This window comes from Pseudomonas sp. S2_H10 (assembly GCF_054668285.1).
The window spans coordinates 2,514,696-2,534,084 of the sequence record NZ_CP162754.1 but is presented as its reverse complement, the minus strand read 5'-3'; the positions used below and the strand labels follow the sequence as shown (position 1 = coordinate 2,534,084).

The following is a 19,389-nucleotide window of genomic DNA, read 5'->3' as shown; positions in this document are numbered from 1 at the left end:
AAGTGCGACTTACAGGCGCAACAATGCCGTGTGCTGGCATATGAATTACGAGTGTCTAAATAAATGCACTCAAGGGGTGCGCAACTAGGCCTTGTTGTTATGATTTGCCCTGTTATGCAGCCGATCCTCTTTTCGGGGATACTGGCGCAAAGGTATTACACGCGTGATGTCAGGCCGAAAGCCCGTGGATCAGGCGGTTTGGTGCTCGGGTGAGCACGTTTATAAGGGCGCTGCCGTGGCCTTGTAGGGGATAGTCATACCGCGTTATCTCCTGTCCGCTCGCTGTTGTCCAAATCAGTGATTAGTCAGCGCAAGTTTGTATTACAACTTGGCTACACGAATCTCTTATCTGCGTAAGTTATCTCGTACACGTTCGGCGAGAATCGTTACCGGTGGTATGAGCGGCACGTTTGGACATAGTTCCAGTCCGCCCATCGTGAAATCTGAAATTTCTTGAAATATTGACAAAGATGGCACTGCTCTCAAATTGATAGCACTTGCCGTTTCGCCCTTTATATAAAGGCGGTTCATTGGATGGGATATTTTTGTGCCACCACTGTTAAAAAAAGTCAGTGCCACTACGCAAAAAAAAGATTGAAGTCGAGTGAAACTAAAGTTAGAAAATCGGTTGGTATTTTTCTGGCGCCATAAAAATGGCGAAAAGGCGGGGAAGGCTGAAGTGAGTCTAGGGTCGGCGCACGAGGGTTGGTGGAGGTCGTGCGCCGACCGGGTGCATCACTCTGGTGCGTGATCGCGCAGAAACACCAGATTGTCCGGCTTGGATTGTTCGGCGCTGTAGCGATAGCCTTGAACGTCGAACTGCTTGAGGGCTGCCGGATCGTTGATGCGTTCTTCGATGACGAATCGGCTCATCAAGCCACGGGCCTTTTTCGCGTAGAAGCTGATGATCTTGTACTGGCCGTTCTTCAGGTCCTTGAACTCGGTATTGATGATGCGTGCGTTCAAGGCGTTGCGCTTGACCGCCGAGAAATACTCGTTGGACGCCAGGTTGAGCAGCACGTCATCGCCCTGATCGACCAGCGCTTCGTTCAGCCATTCGCTGATGCGTGTGCCCCAGAACGCATACAAGTCCTTGCCCCGGGCGTTGGCCAGCTTGGTGCCCATTTCCAGGCGATAGGGTTGCATCAGGTCCAGCGGGCGCAGCAGGCCATACAGGCCCGAGAGCATGCGCAGGTGTTTTTGGGCGTAATCGAAATCGGCTTCGCTGAGGGTTTGCGCGTTCATGCCGGTGTACACGTCGCCCTTGAAGGCCAGCAGCGCCTGCTTGGCGTTTTCCGGGGTGAACGCAGGCGTCCAGCTGCCGAAACGCGCGGCGTTGAGCCCGCCGATCTTGTCGGAAACATGCATCAGTTCGCTGATCTGTGCCGGGGACAGCTCGCGCAATTGCAGGATCAACTCCTGGGAATGGTCGAGGTACTGCGGCTGGGTGAAGCGCTGGGTCGCCGGCGGTGTTTCATAGTCGAGGGTCTTGGCGGGTGAAATCACCATCAGCATGAAGTCGTCTCCTTTAATCGTGGCGGCGATTCTAGGGGGTTGTCGGCGTTGACTCCAGCTATCGCGTCCATAGGTGATGGCCGGTTCGCCACTACCTCTGTAGGAGCGAGCCTGCTCGCGATGGTGTGTCAGTCGACACAGCGGTGCCTGACACTCCATCGCGAGCAGGCTCGCTCCTACAAGGGTCTGTGTTGCTGCGGGAGTTGAGTCTGGATCAGCTATAGTGCCGCGCGGGTTTTGTTATGGAGACATCCCATTGCGTATCGTTTTTCTCATCTCGATCTGGCTGTTGAGCCTCGGCGCCATCGCGGCACCGGGCGATGTGGCCACGCTTGATCGCAGCACCTGGCCGGAAAAACTCGGCAACCCGACGCTGTTCGACGTGGCGTCGAGGGCCGAGATCCTCATGTTTTCCAGTGTGCTGTTGGCCAGCGAGTCGCTGGATGAACCCGCCCTGGCCCAGCGCCTGGGCTTGCGCACGATCAATCTGGAGTCGGTCAACCGGGTTCGCCAGCGTATGTGGCAGCGGCTACTGGCCAACTACAACTACGCCCAACAGAGTTGCGACCAGGATGCCTCCTTCTGTTTTCTGGTCGAAGACATGCCGACCCTGCGTGAACAGGCTGGCAAGTTCCAGGTCAGCGCAGACAGCTACTACATCAAGTGGGCCGAGCCGAGCCGTGTGTTCCACACGCAGTACCTGGACGAGCAGTTGCGCAAGGCTGCGCTGTTCCCGCAAACCAGCAGCGAAGTCGATCGTTTCGGCGACTATGAGCGCTCCGGTGACGAGATGCATGACCGGCTGTTCCTGCTGACCTTCGACAGCGCCGCCAACGCCGCGCCGGACAACACGGCCTGGCTCACCGAGTACCTGCGCAAGTCGAACATGAGCGCAACGTTCTTCGTCCTTGGCAAGGACATCCAGGCCCGTTTGGGCGAGCATTCGGTGGGCGACCTGCAAGCGACCTACTCGACCCAGTGCATTGGCATCCAGGGCTGGGAATTTCGCTCCCACAGCTATTGGCAGGGCTGGCAGGACTCGGTGCGGCGCAGCGCCGAACTGGTCAGAAGCAAACTGCCGGAGAACTACGTGCCACTGTTCCGGCCGCCCGACGGCCAGCGTCGTTCCGATGCCGAAGGCTTCTTCAAGGCTCAGGGTCTGCAGGTAGCGCTGTGGGACATCGACGCCCAGGACGGCGCCGGCAAACTCAAGGGCAACGCGAGTGCGCAACGGGTGCTGACGCTGATGCTGCTATGGCGCCACGGGGTAATCAATTTCAATGTGAAGCAGGATGGAGTGAAAACGGCGTTGCCGTGGCTGGTCACGCAAACGGCACCGGTCGGGATCGGTTGGGAGGATTGCCAGGATGCGTTTCGCTGAATCGGCCAAACCCAGTAAACATTGGGTTTTTGGCGATTTTGGAAGGGAATTTGTTGCGGGTTGACTTCCGACTGTAAACGGGTGATGGCAGTCCGCCAAGTGTTATTGGTCATTCTGAAAAATAAACTTCAAAAAAGCGTCAAAGTACTTTTTTCTGTCACACGTTTTGGAGTATTACGAAGACAGACCGCCGAAACCTGCAACACAGGTGGCGTCTTCCAAGACCCCGCATGTAGGCAGAACACTTGAGTCCCCGCAGGTGTATTCGGCAGTCACTTCGAGGCGCAGCACCGCCAAGGTATTGCGTCGAATGGCTCCCACAAAGGTGACCGAGTATGGATGATCACGGACGTAGCTCTTCTTCCAACCAGCCAATCCTTTATGTACTCGATACCAACGTATTGATTCACGATCCAAACGCGCTGCTTAACTTCGAAGAACACCACGTCGCGATCCCGATGACCGTGCTTGAAGAGCTCGACAAGCTCAAGAGCGGGCATCACAGCGTTGCCGCCGAATGCCGCCAGGCCATCCGCCTGATCGACAAGACTCTGGGCGATGCCTCACCCGAGGACGTAGAGCAGGGTGTGCCGATCCAGCGTGGCAAAAGCGGACCCAAGGGTTTGCTGTCAATTCTGATGAGCAAGCATGCCGAGCCGAACCTGATTCTGCCCGAGCACCTGAACGACAACAAAATCATCAACCAACTGATCGACCTGCATACGCGCGACCCGAAGAAGCCCGTGGTGCTGGTCACCAAAGACATCAACATGCGCCTCAAGGCGCGCGCCTGCGGGATTGCGGCCGAGGACTACAGCACCGACCAATTGGTCGACGACGTGTCCTTGCTGCCCAACGGTTACCACAACATGACCGGCTCCTTCTGGGACCGTGTGAGCAAGGTCGAAACCCGTCAGGACCACGGCCGCACCTGGCATCAGGTGCAATTGATCGACAACCTGCCGGCGGTGCATATCAATGAATTCATCATTGATGAACAGGGCTTTGTCGGCTGGATCAAGGAGATCGAAGAAGACCGCTTGCTGATCCTCGACCTGCACCAGGAACCGCTGCTGCACCAGGAAGCCTGGGGCCTGAAGCCGCGCGATATCTATCAGAGCCTGGCGTTGTACGCGTTGCTTGATCCGGACATCCACCTGGTCAACCTGTCGGGTGCCGCAGGTTCCGGTAAAACCATCCTGGCGCTGGCCGCTGCGATCGAGCAGACCATGGTCAGCAAACGTTATCGCCGCATCATCGCCACCCGCAGCGTGCAGGGCCTGGACCAGGAAATAGGCTTCCTGCCCGGCACCGAAGCGGAAAAAATGGAGCCATGGCTGGGCGCCATCACCGACAACCTCGAAGCCTTGCACATGGATGACGAAAGCACCCATGGCAGCGTCGACTACATCCTCAGCAAAGTGCCGTTGCAGTTCAAATCCCTCAACTACATCCGGGGCCGCAGCTTCCAGCAGAGCCTGATCCTGATCGACGAATGCCAGAACCTCACGCCGCACCAGATGAAAACCATCATCACCCGTGCCGGCGCCGGCTCCAAAGTGGTGTGCCTGGGCAACCTGGCGCAGATCGACACCCCTTACCTGTCCGCGACCAGCTCCGGGCTGACCTACCTCACTGAACGTTTCAAGGACTTCCCGAACGGGGTGCACATCACCCTGCAAGGGGTACCACGCTCGATCCTGGCCGAATACGCCGAAACGCATTTGTAATCCTTCACCCAAACCGGGCGGCCGCGAGGTCGCCCGGTTTTTTATGTCGGACACAAATCCTGTGGGAGCGTGGCTTGCCCGCGATGCAGGCACCGCGGTTTAACGGTCACACCGCGTTGATGCCATCGCGAGCAAGCCACGCTCCCACAGGAATCGATGTCATCGGACAATCATGCGTGCGGAAAATTGACCCGCAGGTTTACAATCGGGATTCCTGATCAGGAGTAATCCCGTGCTGACTCATCTCGATTCCCAAGGTCGCGCCAACATGGTCGACGTCACAGAAAAAGCCGTGACGTTCCGTGAGGCGACCGCCCAAGCGCTGGTGCGCATGCTGCCCGAAACCCTGCAGATGATCGTCAGCGGCGGCCACCCCAAGGGTGATGTGTTTGCCGTGGCGCGCATTGCCGGCATTCAGGCGGCGAAGAAAACCAGCGATCTGATTCCCCTGTGCCACCCGCTGATGCTGACCGGCGTCAAGGTCGAGCTCAGTGCCGAAGGCGACGATTCGGTGCGCATCGTGGCGCGCTGCAAACTGTCCGGGCAGACCGGCGTCGAGATGGAGGCCCTGACCGCTGCCAGCGTCGCCGCGCTGACCATCTATGACATGTGCAAGGCCGTAGACCGCGGCATGACCATCGAAAGCGTGCGCCTGCTGGAGAAGGTCGGCGGCAAGAGCGGGCATTTCCAGGCGGAGCAGCCATGAACGTTACCGTGAAGTTTTTCGCTCGTTATCGTGAAGCGCTGGGGCTGGACTCGGTGAAGGTCGAAGGCAACTTCGCCACTGTCGACGACGTCCGCGCGCTGTTGGCTCAACGTGACGGTGCCGAGGTGTTGTCCGAGCAAAACCTGATGTGTGCCCGCAACGAAGACCTGTGCCAGCTCGACGAGCCGGTCAGCGAGGGCGACGAAGTGGCGTTCTTCCCGACCGTGACCGGAGGCTGAGCCATGGCCATTCGTGTGCAGTCCACGCCGTTCGACCCGGGTGCCGAGGTCAACGCCATGCACGACGCCAATGTCGGCGTGGGGGCGGTGGTGAGCTTTGTCGGCTACGTGCGCGACTTCAATGACGGTCTGGACGTCGCCGGGATGTTCCTCGAACACTATCCCGGCATGACTGAAAAGGCCCTCGGCAAGATCGCCATCGAGGCCGGGCAGCGCTGGCCGCTGCTCAAGCTGGAAGTGCTGCACCGCATCGGCGCTCTGGAACCGGGCGAGCCGATTGTCTTCGTTGGCGCAGCCAGTGCCCATCGTCAGGCGGCGTTCGATGCCTGCGCCTTTGTCATGGACTACCTGAAAACCCGTGCGCCATTCTGGAAAAAAGAAAACACCAGCGACGGACCGCGTTGGGTCGAGGGGCGTGACAGTGATCATGCGGCGGCGGATCGCTGGAAGCAGTAATTCCTGCGGCGTTCTCCAGTCAGCCTTCGCGGGCAAGCCCGCTCCCACAATGGATCTGGTGAACACAAAATTTGTGTACGACACAGAACCCTGTGGGAGCGGGCTTGCCCGCGAAGAGGCCATCTGCTTCACCCAATAACTTGCTGATCCGCCACCCGACCATCGGCCGGCACGGGCTGCATTTGCCTCATTGACGATTTATACATAAAAGTCCAGTATGGAATTATAAGTACAAAAATGTTTCCACCCGTTTCAGCTTTTTCTTCTGTCTTGCCAAACCAACAACAACCGCGAGAAAACGAACATGAAGAAGTTCCCCCTCATCACCGGTCTGGCCCTGAGCCTGTTGGCGTGCAGTTCTGTGTTTGCCGCCGAGAAAACCCTGCGCATCGGCATCGAAGCCGCGTATCCGCCGTTCGCCTCGAAATCCGAAAAAGGCGAAATCGTCGGTTTCGACTACGACATCGGCAATGCCCTGTGCGCGCAGATGAAGGTCAAGTGTGTGTGGGTCGAAGGCGAGTTCGATGGTCTGATTCCTTCCCTGAAGGTGAAGAAAATCGACATGGCGCTGTCGTCCATGACCATCAACGAAGACCGCAAGAAGTCGGTGGACTTCACCCACAAGTACTATTTCACCTCGTCGCGCCTGGTGATGAAGGACGGCGCGGTGGTGGATGACCAGTACGCCAGCCTCAAGGGCAAGACTGTCGGCGTGCAGCGCGCCACCACCACCGACCGTTACGCCACCGAGGTGTTCGAGCCCAAGGGCATCAACGTCAAGCGCTACAGCAACAACGAAGAAATCTACATGGACCTGGCAGCCGGTCGCCTCGACGCGATTTTTGCCGACACCATTCCGCTCAATGACTTCCTGTCGATGCCGCGTGGCCAAGGTTATGCCTTTGTCGGGCCGGAGCTGAAAGATCCGAAGTATGTGGGCGAGGGTGCCGGCATTGCGGTGCGCAAGGGTAACACTGAGCTGGTCAGCGAGCTGAACACGGCTATTGACGGGATTCGCAGCAGTGGCGAGTACCAGAAGATTTCCGACAAGTATTTCAAGTCAGATATTTACGGCGACTGATAGATTGCCATCGCGGGCAAGCCCGCTCCCACAGTGGATCGGTGTACACCGTACCCTGTGGGAGCGGGCTTGCCCGCGATGAGGCCGGAACAATCCCTGCAAATCTTCAGCCCTTCAATTCCTTCAAATGCTTGTACACCGTCGCCCGGCCCATGTTCAGCACATTGGCCACGTAGTTCGAGGCGCTTTTGCCCTTGAACGCGCCTTCGGCGTGCAACGCCAGCACCAGTTCCCGCTTGTGGTCGCGAGTCAGCAGATTCAGGCTCAACTGGCGTTCGCGCAGCCAGGCGTGGAGGAAGGTGTTGATCCGCTCCTGCCAGTCATCGCGAAACAGTGCATCCGGTTGCGGGATCAGTTTGGTCGGCGACAGGAAAAGGTCCAGGGCGGCCTTGGCATTCTCGAACAACGAAATATTCAGGTTGATGCACAGCACCGCCAGCGGATGCCCCTCGCTGTCGCGCAAAACGGTGCTGAGGCTGCGAATTTTCTGACCATCCCAATTGAGCTTTTCGTACGGCCCGATGTTTCGTTCGCTGGCATCCTCGCTGAGCATGTCTTCCAGCGCCGAGTCGTCGCCGATTACCCGCTTGGACAGGTTGTTGGCGATGTAGTCGACCTTTTGCGTGCGCAGGTCATGCAGCACCACTTCGGCGTGGGGAAAGAACAACGTGGCGATGGCGTCGGCGATCGCGTGGAAGTTATCCAGGGACGTGTCGTCCAGGGCCGGGTCTTTTTCGGGGGCGTTCATACGGTGGAACTCCAGGCAGCGTCAGCGCCCCATCAAAGGGGCACTGAAAGTGTGCCGTAATCGGATGGGCACGTCACCTGAGGATCAGGATCAGCCGAGGCGGGCAGGGGAGAGCATTTCGGCATTCAGGCCGAAACGGCCAAGCGACTCGGGCAACGCTTCACCGCGTACCAGCGCAGCGCTGGCCTGGCCCATGGCCGGCGAAGTCTGGATGCCGTAACCACCTTGCGCCGCGACCCAGAACAGGCCAGGTACCCGTGGATCGAAACCCGACAACAGGTCGCCGTCGCTGACAAAGCTGCGCAGGCCGGCCCAGGTGCGGGTCGGGCGGCGGATGGTCAGGGTCGTGGCTTCTTCGATCTGGTAGATGCCCATGGCGATGTCCAGCTCTTCGGGCTGCACGTCGTGAGGCTCCACCGGGTCGGCGTTGGCCGGCGAGCCGAGGAACATGCCGGCATCAGGTTTCATGTAGAAGGATTCGTCGAGGCTGACCAGCATCGGCCAATGGTGGATGTCCACGCCTTCGGGGCCGGCGAAGATGAACGCGGCACGGCGTTTCGGTTGCAGGCCCAGTGGTTTCGCGCCGGCCAATTCACCGATCTTGTCGGCCCAGGCGCCGGCGGCGTTGATGATGACCGGGGCGCTGAAGGTCTGAGTGCCGGTCTGGACGTGCCATGTGCCTTGGTCGTCGCGACTCAGGCTGACGACCTCGCTGTCGGTATGCACTTCGCCCTGGTTGCGGCGGATACCGCGCAGATAGCCTTGGTGCAGGGCATCGGTGTCGATGTCGGTAGCCGTCGGATCGTAGATCGCGCCGTGGACTTTTTCCCGGCGCAGGATCGGCACCAACGCGCAGGCCTCGGCGGCGTCGAGCAATTGCATCTCCGGCACGGTGGCTTTCGCGCTCTGGTATTGCCTGTTCAGTTCATCCGGATCGCCAGTGAGATCCACGGTCATCTCGCCGCGCGGGGTCAGCAGCGGGTGTTCGCAGAAGCCAACGGGCGGGTTGTCGAAAAAGTCGCGGCTGGCCAGGGTCAATGCCCGCACTTGCGGAGTGCCGTAGGCAGCGGTGTACAGCGCCGCCGAGCGTCCGGTGGAGTGATAGGCCGGATGGGATTCGCGTTCGAGCACGATCACGCGGCTGTGCTGCGACAGCCAGAAACCGGTGGAAGCTCCGGCAATCCCGCCGCCGATGATGATGAAGTCTGCCTGGCTCATGAATGTCTCCTGTTATTGGTTTTCCCTGTAGGAGCCGGCTTGCCGGCGATGGCATCGCTGCGGTTTATCTGATGGACCGCGGCGTCTGCATCGCTGGCAAGCCAGCTCCTACAGAGGTTGTGGTGTTAGTGAGACAGGCGATAGATCGCATTGGCCAGCGCAATGTCTTCCAGGCCCAGGCCGATCGAGCGGAAGAACACGTGTCGGTCATAGTCCGGGCGCTGTACTTTTCCACTGATCAGGTCCGGCAGGTCGCCGACAATCGCGCCCTTGTCCCAGCCGTGTTGTTCGCCGGCGATCAGCATTTCGCCGGCCGAGCCCGGCGTGGTCAGGCGATAGTCGCAGAACACGTGCATGTCGTTGAGGCTTTGCGGCGGCACCTCGTGGGCACGCGGGGCGTTGGTGCTGATGGAGGTGATCAGCGCCGCTTTGTGTAAGTGAGACGGGTCGATCACCGGGCCGGGGGAGGAGGTGCAAAGCATGATCACGTCGGCGTCCGCAACGGCGGCTTCGCGACTGTCGAGGATGTTCAGGCGTGGCTCGATGTTTTTCAGCAGGCTCACGGTCTTGGCATCATCGCTCAGGTTCGGCGCGTACAGACTGATGCTCTGCCAGTCGCGCAGGCCTTTCACGTAATGCAGGTGCGCCTGGGCCACTTTGCCGCTGCCGATGATGGCAAGCCGATTGGCGGTGGGTGGCGCGAGGGCATCGACCGCTACTGCGGTGGTCGCGGCGGTGCGTGCGGTAGTCAGTTCACCGGCGTCGCACAGCAACAGCGGCTGGCCGGTCTGCGTCGACATCAGCAGCGTCCACGCGGTCACCAATGGCCCCTGTTCACGGACAATGTAGGGCGAAGTCTTGATCCCGTACACGCCGTCTTCGGCCAACACACCCAGGTAGTTGATGAAGTCGCCGGCACCCTGTGGGAACTCCACCAGTTGCTGCGACGGTTGCACTGCCTGCCCGCACGCCAGGTCACGGAACATGTTGCGCAGGATCTGCGGTACGTCGACTTGCGCCAGCAACTCGCGAGCCTGGTTCTGGGTGATCACTTGGGGCGTGCTGGACATGGTCGGCTCCGGGATGGAAATTAAACTAATTTGTCTATTATGGACTTTTAGTTGTATCAGACAATATCCAGGCGAAAAAAAAGCGCAGTCCGTTTCCGGCTGCGCTTGTCTTTTCAGCGTCGTTTAATGAGGGCGCTTGCGCTCAACCGCCCGCAACAGATGCGTCGGTGGTGTCTCACAGCTGATCTTGCGTCCCAGTTTTTCCTCGATGGACGGTAACTGGTAGGAGTCGTCTTCACCGGCAAAACTGATGGACACGCCATCGGCACCAGCGCGACCGGTACGCCCGATGCGGTGCACGTAGTCGTCCGGCACTTCCGGCAGGGTGAAGTTGATCACGTGGCTGATGCCGTCGATGTGGATGCCGCGACCGGCCACGTCGGTGGCGACCAGAACGCGGATCTTGCCTTCGCGGAAGCCTTCCAGGGTCTTGATGCGCTTGTGCTGCGGCACGTCGCCGGACAGTTGCGCGGCGTTGATGCCGTCGCGTACCAGGCGCTCTTCGATGCGTCGCACTTCATCCTTGCGGTTGGCGAAGACGATGACCCGCTCCCAACCGTTGTCGTTGACCAGGTTGAAGAGCAGTTTGTACTTGTCGGCACCGGCCACCGCGTAGATGTGCTGTTCGACGTTTTCGTTGGCCACGTTCTGCGACTCGATCTCGACGATCGACGGGTCGGTGGTCCATTGCTTGGCCAGGTTCATCACGTCTTCGGTGAAGGTCGCGGAGAACAGCAGCGTCTGGCGCTCGGATTTCGGCGGCGTCTGGCGAATGATCTGGCGCACTTGCGGGATGAAGCCCATGTCGAGCATGCGGTCGGCTTCGTCCAGCACCATCACTTCGACCATGTCCAGGTGCACGTCGCCGCGCTGGTTGAAGTCCAGCAGGCGGCCCGGCGTGGCCACGAGGATGTCGCAGTGACGGGCTTCGAGATGCTTGAGCTGCTTGTCGAAGTCCATGCCGCCGACGAACGTCATGACGTTGAGGCCGGTGTACTTGGTCAGGTCGGCGGCGTCCTTGGCGATCTGCACCACCAGTTCGCGGGTCGGCGCGATGATCAGCGCCCGCGGCTCACCCATGTAGCGCTCTTTCGGCGGCGGGGTTTGCAGCAACTGGGTGATGATCGAGACCAGGAACGCAGCGGTTTTGCCGGTACCGGTCTGGGCGCGGCCGATGGCGTCTTTGCCCGCGAGGGTAAAACCCAGCACCTGGGCCTGGATCGGCGTGCAATACGGGAAGCCCAGGTCCTGGATGGCGTGCATCAGTTCGGGGGCAAGCTTGAAATCGTGGAAGCGGGTTTTGCCTTCCTGAGGCTCGACGACGAAGTCTTCGAGTTTCCATGGGATGACCGGCGCCTTGGGCTTGGGTTCGCGGCGCGGTTTGGCGGGTTTCGGCGTTTCGCTGAGCGGCTGCTCCGGGGCTGTCACTGCCGCAGGCTGGACAGCGTTTGCGGTCTTCGGCTCATGCCTGGGTGCCGTCGTGGTCGTGGCCCGTTCGGACGGATTGCCGTCGGTGCGGTGGCCGGGAGCGTGAGACGCAGCGCTGGGAACTGGCGCGAGTTGCTCAGTCTCGCTTTTACCGAACATTTTCTTGAGTGCTTTGAGCACGGTCATCTCATCAATTGGTTAAGGAATGTACGCCGGCCAGTGTAATGCAAGAATCGGGCGCGGCGTAGGGGGATGGATCAAAGGGTGTTTTTAAACATCAGTGTTCAGCGCAGGCGCTCGGTGAGCCAGGCGCCGATATCGCGAATTTCCTCGGGTAACACTTCGTGACCCATTGGGTATTCCTGCCATGTCACGGTGACACCATGCCGCTTCAGATGCTCGTAGGCACTGCGTCCCATCGAGTTCTGCACCACATCGTCGTACTGGCCGTGCATCGACAGCGCCGGAATTCGCTGCTGGCTGGCGGACAGTTCCAGTTCGTCGCTGAAGGTCGGTGCATAAGTAGAAAGGGCAACTACGCCACCCAGTGGTCCCTGCCATTTCACAAACGCCGTGTGGAATACCACCGCACCGCCCTGGGAAAAGCCTGCCAGGAAAATCCGCGAGGCGTCTATTCCGATGGCCTTCTGGGCTTCGATCAGTTCGATGATCCAGTTGGCCGACTCTTCGAGTTGTTCGCGATTGATCGCGCGCGCCGGGCTCATGGCCAATATGTCGTACCAGCTCGGCATCTCGTAGCCGCCGTTGATGGTGACGGCGCGGGTCGGTGCCTGGGGCAAAACGAAGCGGGTACTCAGCAGGCTTTCCTGCAGCGCTTCGGCCACCGGCAGGAAGTCATAGCGGTCGGCACCCAGGCCATGCAGCCAGATAACGCAGGCGTCTGCGGTCTTGACGGGTTCAAGAATCAAGGGGTTGGTCATGGCTGCTCCAAAAATGTGCGTGCGCTCTCATTGAGTGCGAGGGCTGTGTGCGTGTCTGGTTGATCAGTTACGAAGATGTCGCAAGGTTACAAGTTTTGCTATTGACCTGCAGCTGAACCGCTTCGGAGAGCGGTGTGGTACGGGCTTTGCTATGGCGAAGTCTGTATGAAAAATCCCACGTCTGTCGGTAACACTATCAGGCCAAGGTTATTAGTGGGATTGAAAAAAATCCGGTGATGGATGTTCGCCAAGGGCCGCTACGGGGCTTCGCGAACGTGAAAGGGCTACAGCCCGTTCGGCCGCCTGGTGAGAGTGAGTTTTCCATGATGTGGATTTTCTCCTACTAGACTCATAGCTAACGTCTTACGTCGGTTGACCCCAAAACAAGCCAACTCGGGTCGACTACGCCTCATAAGGGTGCGACAGGACTCACGCTCCGACACAACAAGAGCAAAACTGGAGGTTTGAATGAAGATGTTGAAATCCACCCTGGCTATCGTGACTGCAGCCGCAGTACTCGGTGTCAGCGGGTTTGCCCAGGCGGGTGCAACCCTGGATGCAGTGATGAAGAAAGGTTTCGTGCAGTGTGGCGTCAGCGATGGTCTGCCAGGCTTCTCGGTTCCGGATTCCACCGGCAAGATCGTCGGTATCGATGCTGACTACTGCCGTGCAGTAGCGGCCGCTGTCTTCGGCGACGCGACCAAGGTCAAGTTCAGCCAGTTGAACGCCAAGGAGCGCTTCACCGCGCTGCAGTCCGGCGAAATCGACATCTTGTCGCGCAACACCACCATGACCAGCTCCCGTGACGCTGGCATGGGTCTGAAATTCCCTGGCTTCATCACTTACTACGACGGCATCGGCTTCCTGGTAAACAACAAGCTGGGCGTGAAGAGCGCCAAGGAACTGGACGGTGCAACCATCTGCATCCAGGCCGGTACCACCACCGAGCTGAACGTTTCCGACTACTTCCGCGGCAACGGCCTGAAGTACACCCCGATCACTTTCGACACCTCCGATGAAAGCGCCAAGTCGCTGGAATCCGGTCGTTGCGACGTACTGACCTCCGACAAGTCCCAGCTGTTCGCCCAGCGCAGCAAGCTGGCTTCGCCGAAGGATTACGTGGTTCTGCCGGAAACCATTTCCAAGGAACCTCTGGGCCCGGTCGTGCGTAATGGCGACGACGAGTGGCTGGCCATCGTGCGCTGGACTGGCTACGCCATGCTCAACGCTGAAGAAGCCGGCATCACTTCGAAGAACGTCGAAGCCGAAGCCAAGGGCACCAAGAACCCTGACGTTGCCCGTCTGCTGGGTACCGACGGTGAATACGGCAAAGACCTGAAAGTGAAGAAAGACTGGGTCGTGCAGATCATCAAGCAAGTAGGCAACTACGGCGAAGTGTTCGAGAAAAACCTCGGCAAGGACACCCCGCTGGAAATCGACCGCGGGCTGAACGCTCTGTGGAACGCTGGCGGCATTCAATACGCACCACCAGTGCGCTGATGGTTCTGTCACCCGGTGGGCCAACCACCGGGTGATGTTCTGTTCCATTATTTGCGGGGCACTTCATGCAAAATTCAATCGGCGCACCAAAGCAGAGGCTCAGCCTCAGCGATCCGAAAGTGCGTGCGTGGCTATTCCAGATCATCACCATTGTCGCGGTGGTCTCGATGGGCTGGTATCTGTTCGATAACACCCAGACCAACCTGCAACACCGGGGCATTACCTCCGGTTTCGACTTTCTGGAGCGCAGTGCCGGTTTCGGCATCGCTCAACACCTGATCGACTACACCGAAGCGGACACTTACGCCCGCGTGTTTGTCATCGGTCTGCTCAATACCTTGCTGGTGACTTTCATCGGCGTGATCCTGGCAACGATCCTCGGTTTCATCGTCGGTGTGGCGCGGCTGTCGAAGAACTGGATCATCGCCAAGCTGGCGACGGTGTACGTGGAAGTCTTCCGCAACATTCCGCCGCTGCTGCAGATCCTGTTCTGGTACTTCGCGGTATTCCTGACCATGCCGGGGCCGCGCAACAGCCATAACTTCGGCGACACCTTCTTTGTCAGCAGTCGTGGCCTGAACATGCCGGCGGCGTTGATGGCGGACGGTTTCTGGCCATTTGTGATCAGCATCGTGGTGGCCATCGTCGCCATCGTGCTGATGAACCGCTGGGCGACCAAACGCTTCGAAGCCACCGGTGTGCCGTTCCACAAGTTCTGGGGCGGCCTGGCGCTGTTCCTGGTGATCCCGGCGCTGTGCGCATTGGTCTTCGGCGCACCGGTTCATTGGGAAATGCCGAAGCTGCAAGGCTTCAACTTCGTCGGTGGCTGGGTGCTGATCCCGGAACTGCTGGCGTTGACCCTGGCCCTCACGGTGTACACCGCGGCGTTCATCGCCGAGATCGTCCGTTCGGGCATCAAGTCGGTCAGCCACGGCCAGACCGAGGCGGCGCATTCCCTCGGCCTGCGCAACGGCCCGACCTTGCGCAAGGTGATCATCCCGCAAGCCCTGCGCGTGATCATCCCGCCGCTGACCAGCCAATACCTGAACCTGGCGAAGAACTCCTCGCTGGCGGCCGGTATCGGTTATCCGGAAATGGTCTCGCTGTTCGCCGGGACCGTGCTCAACCAGACCGGCCAGGCGATCGAGGTGATTGCGATCACCATGAGCGTGTATCTGGCGATCAGTATCAGCATTTCCCTGCTGATGAACTGGTACAACAAGCGCATTGCGCTGATCGAGCGGTAAGGAAAAGCGCATGAGCACTCATACTTTCAAACCTGACATGCCTCCACCGAGCAGCAGCATCGGTGTGGTGGCGTGGATGCGCGCGAACATGTTCTCCAGCTGGCTCAACAGCCTGCTGACCCTGTTTGCGTTCTACCTCATCTACCTGGTGGTGCCGCCGATCCTGCAGTGGGCCATCCTCGACGCCAACTGGGTCGGCACGACCCGCGCCGACTGCACCAAGGAAGGCGCCTGCTGGGTGTTCATCCAGCAGCGTTTCGGCCAGTTCATGTACGGCTACTACCCACCGGTATTGCGCTGGCGCGTGGACCTGACGGTGTGGCTGGCGATTGTCGGCGTGGCGCCGTTGTTCATCTCGCGCTTTCGCCATAAAGCGGTGTACGGGCTGAGCTTCCTGGTGCTGTACCCGATCATTGCCTGGTGCCTGCTGCATGGCGGCGTATTGGGTCTGGACGCCGTGGCGACCAGCCAGTGGGGCGGCCTGATGCTGACCCTGGTGATCGCCACCGTCGGCATCGCCGGTGCGCTGCCGCTGGGGATTGTCCTGGCGCTGGGCCGTCGTTCGAACATGCCGGCGATTCGTGTGGTCTGCGTGACCTTCATCGAATTCTGGCGCGGCGTGCCGTTGATCACGGTGCTGTTCATGTCCTCGGTGATGCTGCCGCTGTTCCTGCCTGAAGGCATGAACTTCGACAAGCTGCTGCGGGCCCTGATCGGCGTGATCCTGTTCCAGTCGGCCTACGTGGCCGAAGTGGTGCGCGGTGGTCTGCAAGCGATTCCCAAGGGGCAGTACGAAGCGGCCGCGGCGATGGGCCTCGGTTACTGGCGCAGCATGGGCCTGGTGATTCTGCCGCAAGCCCTGAAGCTGGTGATCCCCGGCATCGTCAACACCTTCATTGCGCTGTTCAAGGACACGAGCCTGGTGATCATCATCGGCCTGTTCGACCTGCTCAACAGCGTCAAGCAAGCCGCCGCCGACCCGAAATGGCTGGGCATGGCCACCGAAGGCTATGTGTTCGCCGCCCTGGTGTTCTGGATTTTCTGTTTTGGTATGTCGCGCTATTCCATGCATCTGGAACGCAAGCTCGACACAGGCCACAAGCGCTGAAGCGCCGTACCTAATTTAGGAAGTTCTTTTATGAGCGAAGCAAATAAAAAGCCTGTGAGCCCTGAAGGCATTATTCAGATGCAGGGCGTGAACAAGTGGTACGGCCAGTTCCACGTGTTGAAAGACATCAACCTCAACGTCAAGCAGGGCGAGCGTATCGTCCTGTGTGGCCCATCGGGTTCGGGCAAGTCCACCACCATCCGCTGCCTCAACCGTCTGGAAGAGCACCAGCAGGGCCGCATCGTGGTCGATGGCGTGGAACTGACCAACGACCTCAAGCAGATCGAAGCGATCCGCCGTGAAGTCGGCATGGTGTTCCAGCACTTCAACCTGTTCCCGCACCTGACCATCCTGCAGAACTGCACGCTGGCACCGATGTGGGTGCGCAAGATGCCCAAGCGCAAGGCCGAGGAAATCGCCATGCACTACCTGGAACGCGTACGCATTCCGGAGCAGGCGCATAAATACCCGGGGCAACTGTCCGGCGGCCAGCAGCAGCGTGTTGCGATCGCCCGCGCGCTGTGCATGAAACCGAAAATCATGTTGTTCGACGAACCGACTTCGGCGCTCGACCCGGAGATGGTGAAGGAAGTGCTCGACACCATGATCGGCCTGGCCGAAGACGGCATGACCATGCTCTGCGTAACCCACGAAATGGGCTTCGCCCGCACCGTGGCCAACCGCGTCATCTTCATGGACAAGGGCGAAATCGTCGAACAGGCTGCGCCGAACGACTTCTTCGACAACCCGCAGAATGAGCGTACCAAGCTGTTCCTGAGCCAGATTCTGCATTGATCGAACCCTGGCGCTGAAATAAACCCGGACCGAGTTCCGGGTTTATTTTTGCCTGCGATTCCTGCCCATGGAACGGATACACCACCTACCGCCCCTGTAGGAGCTGGCTTGCCAGCGATGGCGATTTCCCATTCGGCATCTCCAGTGAATGATCCACCGCTTTCGCTGGCAAGCCAGCTCCTACACGGGGGTTGTGTGGTGGTCGTTAGCTGACTAACATGTCAGAAAATTCATCCTATGATTGGATGAAAGGGCGAACTCCATGTCTGAAATCTCTCCACTGGTAAAACGATCCCTGGTCGATCAGGCCCTGGACCAACTGCGCCAGCGCATCAACCAAGGTGCCTGGACTGTGGGCCAGCGTTTGCCCACCGAACCCGAGCTGTCCGCCGAGCTGGGCATCAGCCGCAACACCGTGCGCGAAGCCATGCGCGTGCTGGCGTTTTCCGGGTTGATCGAAATCCGTCAGGGTGACGGCAGTTATCTGCGGGCGGTGGTCGATCCGCTCGATACCTTGAAGGCGCTGTCCCGTTGCTCCCTTGAGCAGGCCCGGGAAACCCGGCACATCCTTGAAGTCGAGGCCATTGGCCTGGCAGCCATGCGCCGCACCGATGAAGACCTTGTGGCATTGCGCGAGGCCCTGGGTGTCAGCGGCAGCCACTATCACGGTGATCTCGATACCTACATCGCCTGCGATCTGGTGTTCCACCGCCGGTTGGTGGACGCCGCGCACAATCCGACCCTCAGCGAGTTGTATCGCTATTTCTCCAGCATCGTCGGCGCGCAGTTGCGCCAGACCCTGAGCATCGTCCCGCGCCGTCAGGAAGTGTTCGACCTGCACATCGAATTGCTCGATGCCGTCGAACAACGCGACCCTGAGCGGGCCAAATCCCTGTCGAGGCAGTTGATCAATGAACCTTGAAACCGATAAGCCGATGCCGCGCAGTGATCTATCCACAGCCCCGAAACGTTCGGCCGAGCTGGAAGAACTGCTGATCGACGCCGAAGCCGATGACGAACAGGTCCAGCAAACCCACCCGGTTCTACGCCGGCCGTGGCTGTTGCTGCTGGGCCTGGTTCTGGTGGCGCTGAACTTGCGTCCGGCGCTGTCGAGCATGGCGCCGATGCTCAGTGAAGTGTCGAAGTCCCTTGGCTTGTCTGCATCGCAGGCCGGTTTGCTGACGACGCTGCCGGTGCTTTGCCTCGGCCTGTTTGCGCCATTGGCGCCGGTGCTGGCGCGTCGTTTCGGTGCCGAGCGGGTGGTGCTGGGCATTCTGCTGACCCTGGCGGGCGGGATTATCCTGCGCAGTTCGTTCGGTGAGATCGGCCTGTTTGCCGGCAGCGTGCTCGCCGGTGCCAGCATCGGCGTGATCGGCGTGTTGCTGCCAGGCATCGTCAAGCGCGATTTCCCGAAACAGGCCGGGACCATGACCGGCGTCTACACCATGGCCCTGTGCCTGGGCGCGGCGATGGCGGCGGGTGCGACCGTGCCGCTCAGTGAGCATTTCGATAAAAGCTGGGCGCTGGGCCTGGGCTTCTGGGTCATTCCGGCATTGGTCGCCGCGCTGTTCTGGTTGCCGCAAGTCGGCCAGAAGCACGGTTCGCACAACGTCGCCTACCGCGTGCGCGGATTATTGCGTGACCCGCTGGCCTGGCAGGTGACCCTGTACATGGGCCTGCAATCGTCCCTGGCCTACATCGTGTTCGGCTGGTTGCCGTCGATCCTGATCGGTCGCGGGCTGAGCCCGACCCAGGCCGGCCTGGTGCTGTCGGGATCGGTAATCGTGCAACTGGTCAGCTCCCTGGCCGCGCCATGGCTGGCGACACGCGGCAAGGATCAGCGCCCGGCGATCGTGATCGTGATGGCGCTGACCCTCGCTGGTCTGTTCGGTTGTCTGTATGCGCCGATCGACGGCTTGTGGGGCTGGGCGATCGTGCTGGGGTTGGGACAGGGTGCCACGTTCAGTCTGGCATTGACCCTGATCGTGCTGCGCTCGCGGGACTCTCATGTCGCGGCGAACCTGTCGAGCATGGCCCAGGGCTTCGGTTACACGTTGGCGTCCATGGGGCCGTTCGCAGTCGGTATCGTGCATGACTGGACCGGCGGCTGGACGGCGGTGGGCTGGATCTTCGGCGTTATCGGCCTGGGTGCGATCATCGCCGGACTGGGTGCCGGACGAGCGCTGTATGTGCAAGTCGACAGTGAGAAAACTCAGCCGTGACGCA

Annotated in this window: 18 protein-coding genes; 12 read left to right on the top strand and 6 right to left on the bottom strand. The window is 59.8% G+C overall.

The window, feature by feature from the left end:
- Positions 1-735 precede the first annotated feature (735 nt).
- On the bottom strand, positions 736-1,515 hold the full coding sequence (gene yaaA / locus AB4O16_RS11165) for a peroxide stress protein YaaA (protein ID WP_150715465.1): 780 nt from the start codon (positions 1,513-1,515) through the stop codon (positions 736-738).
- Positions 1,516-1,771: 256 nt separating this feature from the next.
- Between yaaA and AB4O16_RS11160 the strand changes: the two genes are divergently transcribed.
- The 6 genes from AB4O16_RS11160 to AB4O16_RS11135 all read left to right on the top strand — a co-directional run bounded on the left by AB4O16_RS11160 (position 1,772) and on the right by AB4O16_RS11135 (position 7,108).
- Entirely contained in the window at positions 1,772-2,896 is a 1,125-nt protein-coding gene (locus AB4O16_RS11160) for a polysaccharide deacetylase family protein (RefSeq protein ID WP_460157731.1), read from the top strand.
- Positions 2,897-3,231: 335 nt separating this feature from the next.
- A complete protein-coding gene (locus tag AB4O16_RS11155; RefSeq protein WP_103396283.1) occupies positions 3,232-4,626 on the top strand; it encodes a PhoH family protein in 1,395 nt (464 codons plus the stop codon).
- A gap of 232 nt (positions 4,627-4,858) precedes the next feature.
- Positions 4,859-5,332: a cyclic pyranopterin monophosphate synthase MoaC gene (moaC, locus tag AB4O16_RS11150; RefSeq protein ID WP_007972660.1), complete on the top strand. Its 474-nt coding sequence runs from the start codon at positions 4,859-4,861 to the stop codon at positions 5,330-5,332.
- The gene (gene moaD, locus AB4O16_RS11145) at positions 5,329-5,571 is read left to right on the top strand and encodes a molybdopterin converting factor subunit 1 (protein ID WP_075945584.1); all 243 of its coding nucleotides are present in this window, start codon (positions 5,329-5,331) and stop codon (positions 5,569-5,571) included. Before moaC ends, moaD begins: the two co-directional genes overlap by 4 nt.
- 3 nt (positions 5,572-5,574) lie before the next feature.
- Positions 5,575-6,027, top strand: a complete 453-nt coding sequence (moaE, locus tag AB4O16_RS11140; protein ID WP_095965503.1) for a molybdopterin synthase catalytic subunit MoaE — start codon at positions 5,575-5,577, stop codon at positions 6,025-6,027.
- 304 nt (positions 6,028-6,331) lie between these two features.
- Positions 6,332-7,108 carry an ABC transporter substrate-binding protein gene (locus AB4O16_RS11135; protein WP_460157730.1) on the top strand — a complete coding sequence of 259 codons (777 nt, stop codon included), beginning with the start codon at positions 6,332-6,334 and terminating at the stop codon, positions 7,106-7,108.
- Between the two features lie 106 nt (positions 7,109-7,214).
- On the opposite strand, the gene AB4O16_RS11130 is transcribed toward AB4O16_RS11135, so the two are convergent.
- The 5 genes from AB4O16_RS11130 to AB4O16_RS11110 form a co-directional block, all read right to left on the bottom strand.
- A complete protein-coding gene (locus AB4O16_RS11130) occupies positions 7,215-7,856 on the bottom strand; it encodes a helix-turn-helix transcriptional regulator (RefSeq protein WP_460157729.1) in 642 nt (213 codons plus the stop codon).
- A gap of 90 nt (positions 7,857-7,946) precedes the next feature.
- On the bottom strand, positions 7,947-9,074 hold the full coding sequence (locus tag AB4O16_RS11125) for an NAD(P)/FAD-dependent oxidoreductase (RefSeq protein WP_460157728.1): 1,128 nt from the start codon (positions 9,072-9,074) through the stop codon (positions 7,947-7,949).
- Between the two features lie 125 nt (positions 9,075-9,199).
- Positions 9,200-10,144 (bottom strand): ornithine cyclodeaminase family protein, encoded by a 945-nt coding sequence (locus tag AB4O16_RS11120; RefSeq protein ID WP_460157727.1) that lies wholly within the window; start codon positions 10,142-10,144, stop codon positions 9,200-9,202.
- Between the two features lie 123 nt (positions 10,145-10,267).
- Positions 10,268-11,758: an ATP-dependent RNA helicase RhlB gene (gene rhlB / locus AB4O16_RS11115; RefSeq protein WP_460157726.1), complete on the bottom strand. Its 1,491-nt coding sequence runs from the start codon at positions 11,756-11,758 to the stop codon at positions 10,268-10,270.
- 98 nt (positions 11,759-11,856) lie between these two features.
- Entirely contained in the window at positions 11,857-12,513 is a 657-nt protein-coding gene (locus AB4O16_RS11110; RefSeq protein WP_160387003.1) for an alpha/beta hydrolase, read from the bottom strand.
- A gap of 468 nt (positions 12,514-12,981) precedes the next feature.
- Here AB4O16_RS11110 and AB4O16_RS11105 point away from each other — a divergent pair, with 468 nt between their 5' ends.
- The 6 genes from AB4O16_RS11105 to AB4O16_RS11080 all read left to right on the top strand — a co-directional run bounded on the left by AB4O16_RS11105 (position 12,982) and on the right by AB4O16_RS11080 (position 19,385).
- A complete protein-coding gene (locus AB4O16_RS11105; protein ID WP_110657923.1) occupies positions 12,982-14,013 on the top strand; it encodes an amino acid ABC transporter substrate-binding protein in 1,032 nt (343 codons plus the stop codon).
- Between the two features lie 65 nt (positions 14,014-14,078).
- Positions 14,079-15,260, top strand: a complete 1,182-nt coding sequence (locus tag AB4O16_RS11100) for an amino acid ABC transporter permease (RefSeq protein ID WP_460157725.1) — start codon at positions 14,079-14,081, stop codon at positions 15,258-15,260.
- A 10-nt stretch (positions 15,261-15,270) separates the two neighbouring features.
- On the top strand, positions 15,271-16,368 hold the full coding sequence (locus AB4O16_RS11095; RefSeq protein ID WP_460157724.1) for an amino acid ABC transporter permease: 1,098 nt from the start codon (positions 15,271-15,273) through the stop codon (positions 16,366-16,368).
- 30 nt (positions 16,369-16,398) lie between these two features.
- On the top strand, positions 16,399-17,163 hold the full coding sequence (locus AB4O16_RS11090) for an amino acid ABC transporter ATP-binding protein (protein WP_160387006.1): 765 nt from the start codon (positions 16,399-16,401) through the stop codon (positions 17,161-17,163).
- Positions 17,164-17,425: 262 nt separating this feature from the next.
- The gene (locus AB4O16_RS11085; RefSeq protein ID WP_460157723.1) at positions 17,426-18,085 is read left to right on the top strand and encodes a FadR/GntR family transcriptional regulator; all 660 of its coding nucleotides are present in this window, start codon (positions 17,426-17,428) and stop codon (positions 18,083-18,085) included.
- Positions 18,075-19,385 (top strand): CynX/NimT family MFS transporter, encoded by a 1,311-nt coding sequence (locus AB4O16_RS11080; protein WP_460157722.1) that lies wholly within the window; start codon positions 18,075-18,077, stop codon positions 19,383-19,385. The genes AB4O16_RS11085 and AB4O16_RS11080 overlap by 11 nt, the downstream gene beginning before the upstream one ends.
- The last annotated feature ends 4 nt before the right edge of the window (positions 19,386-19,389 follow it).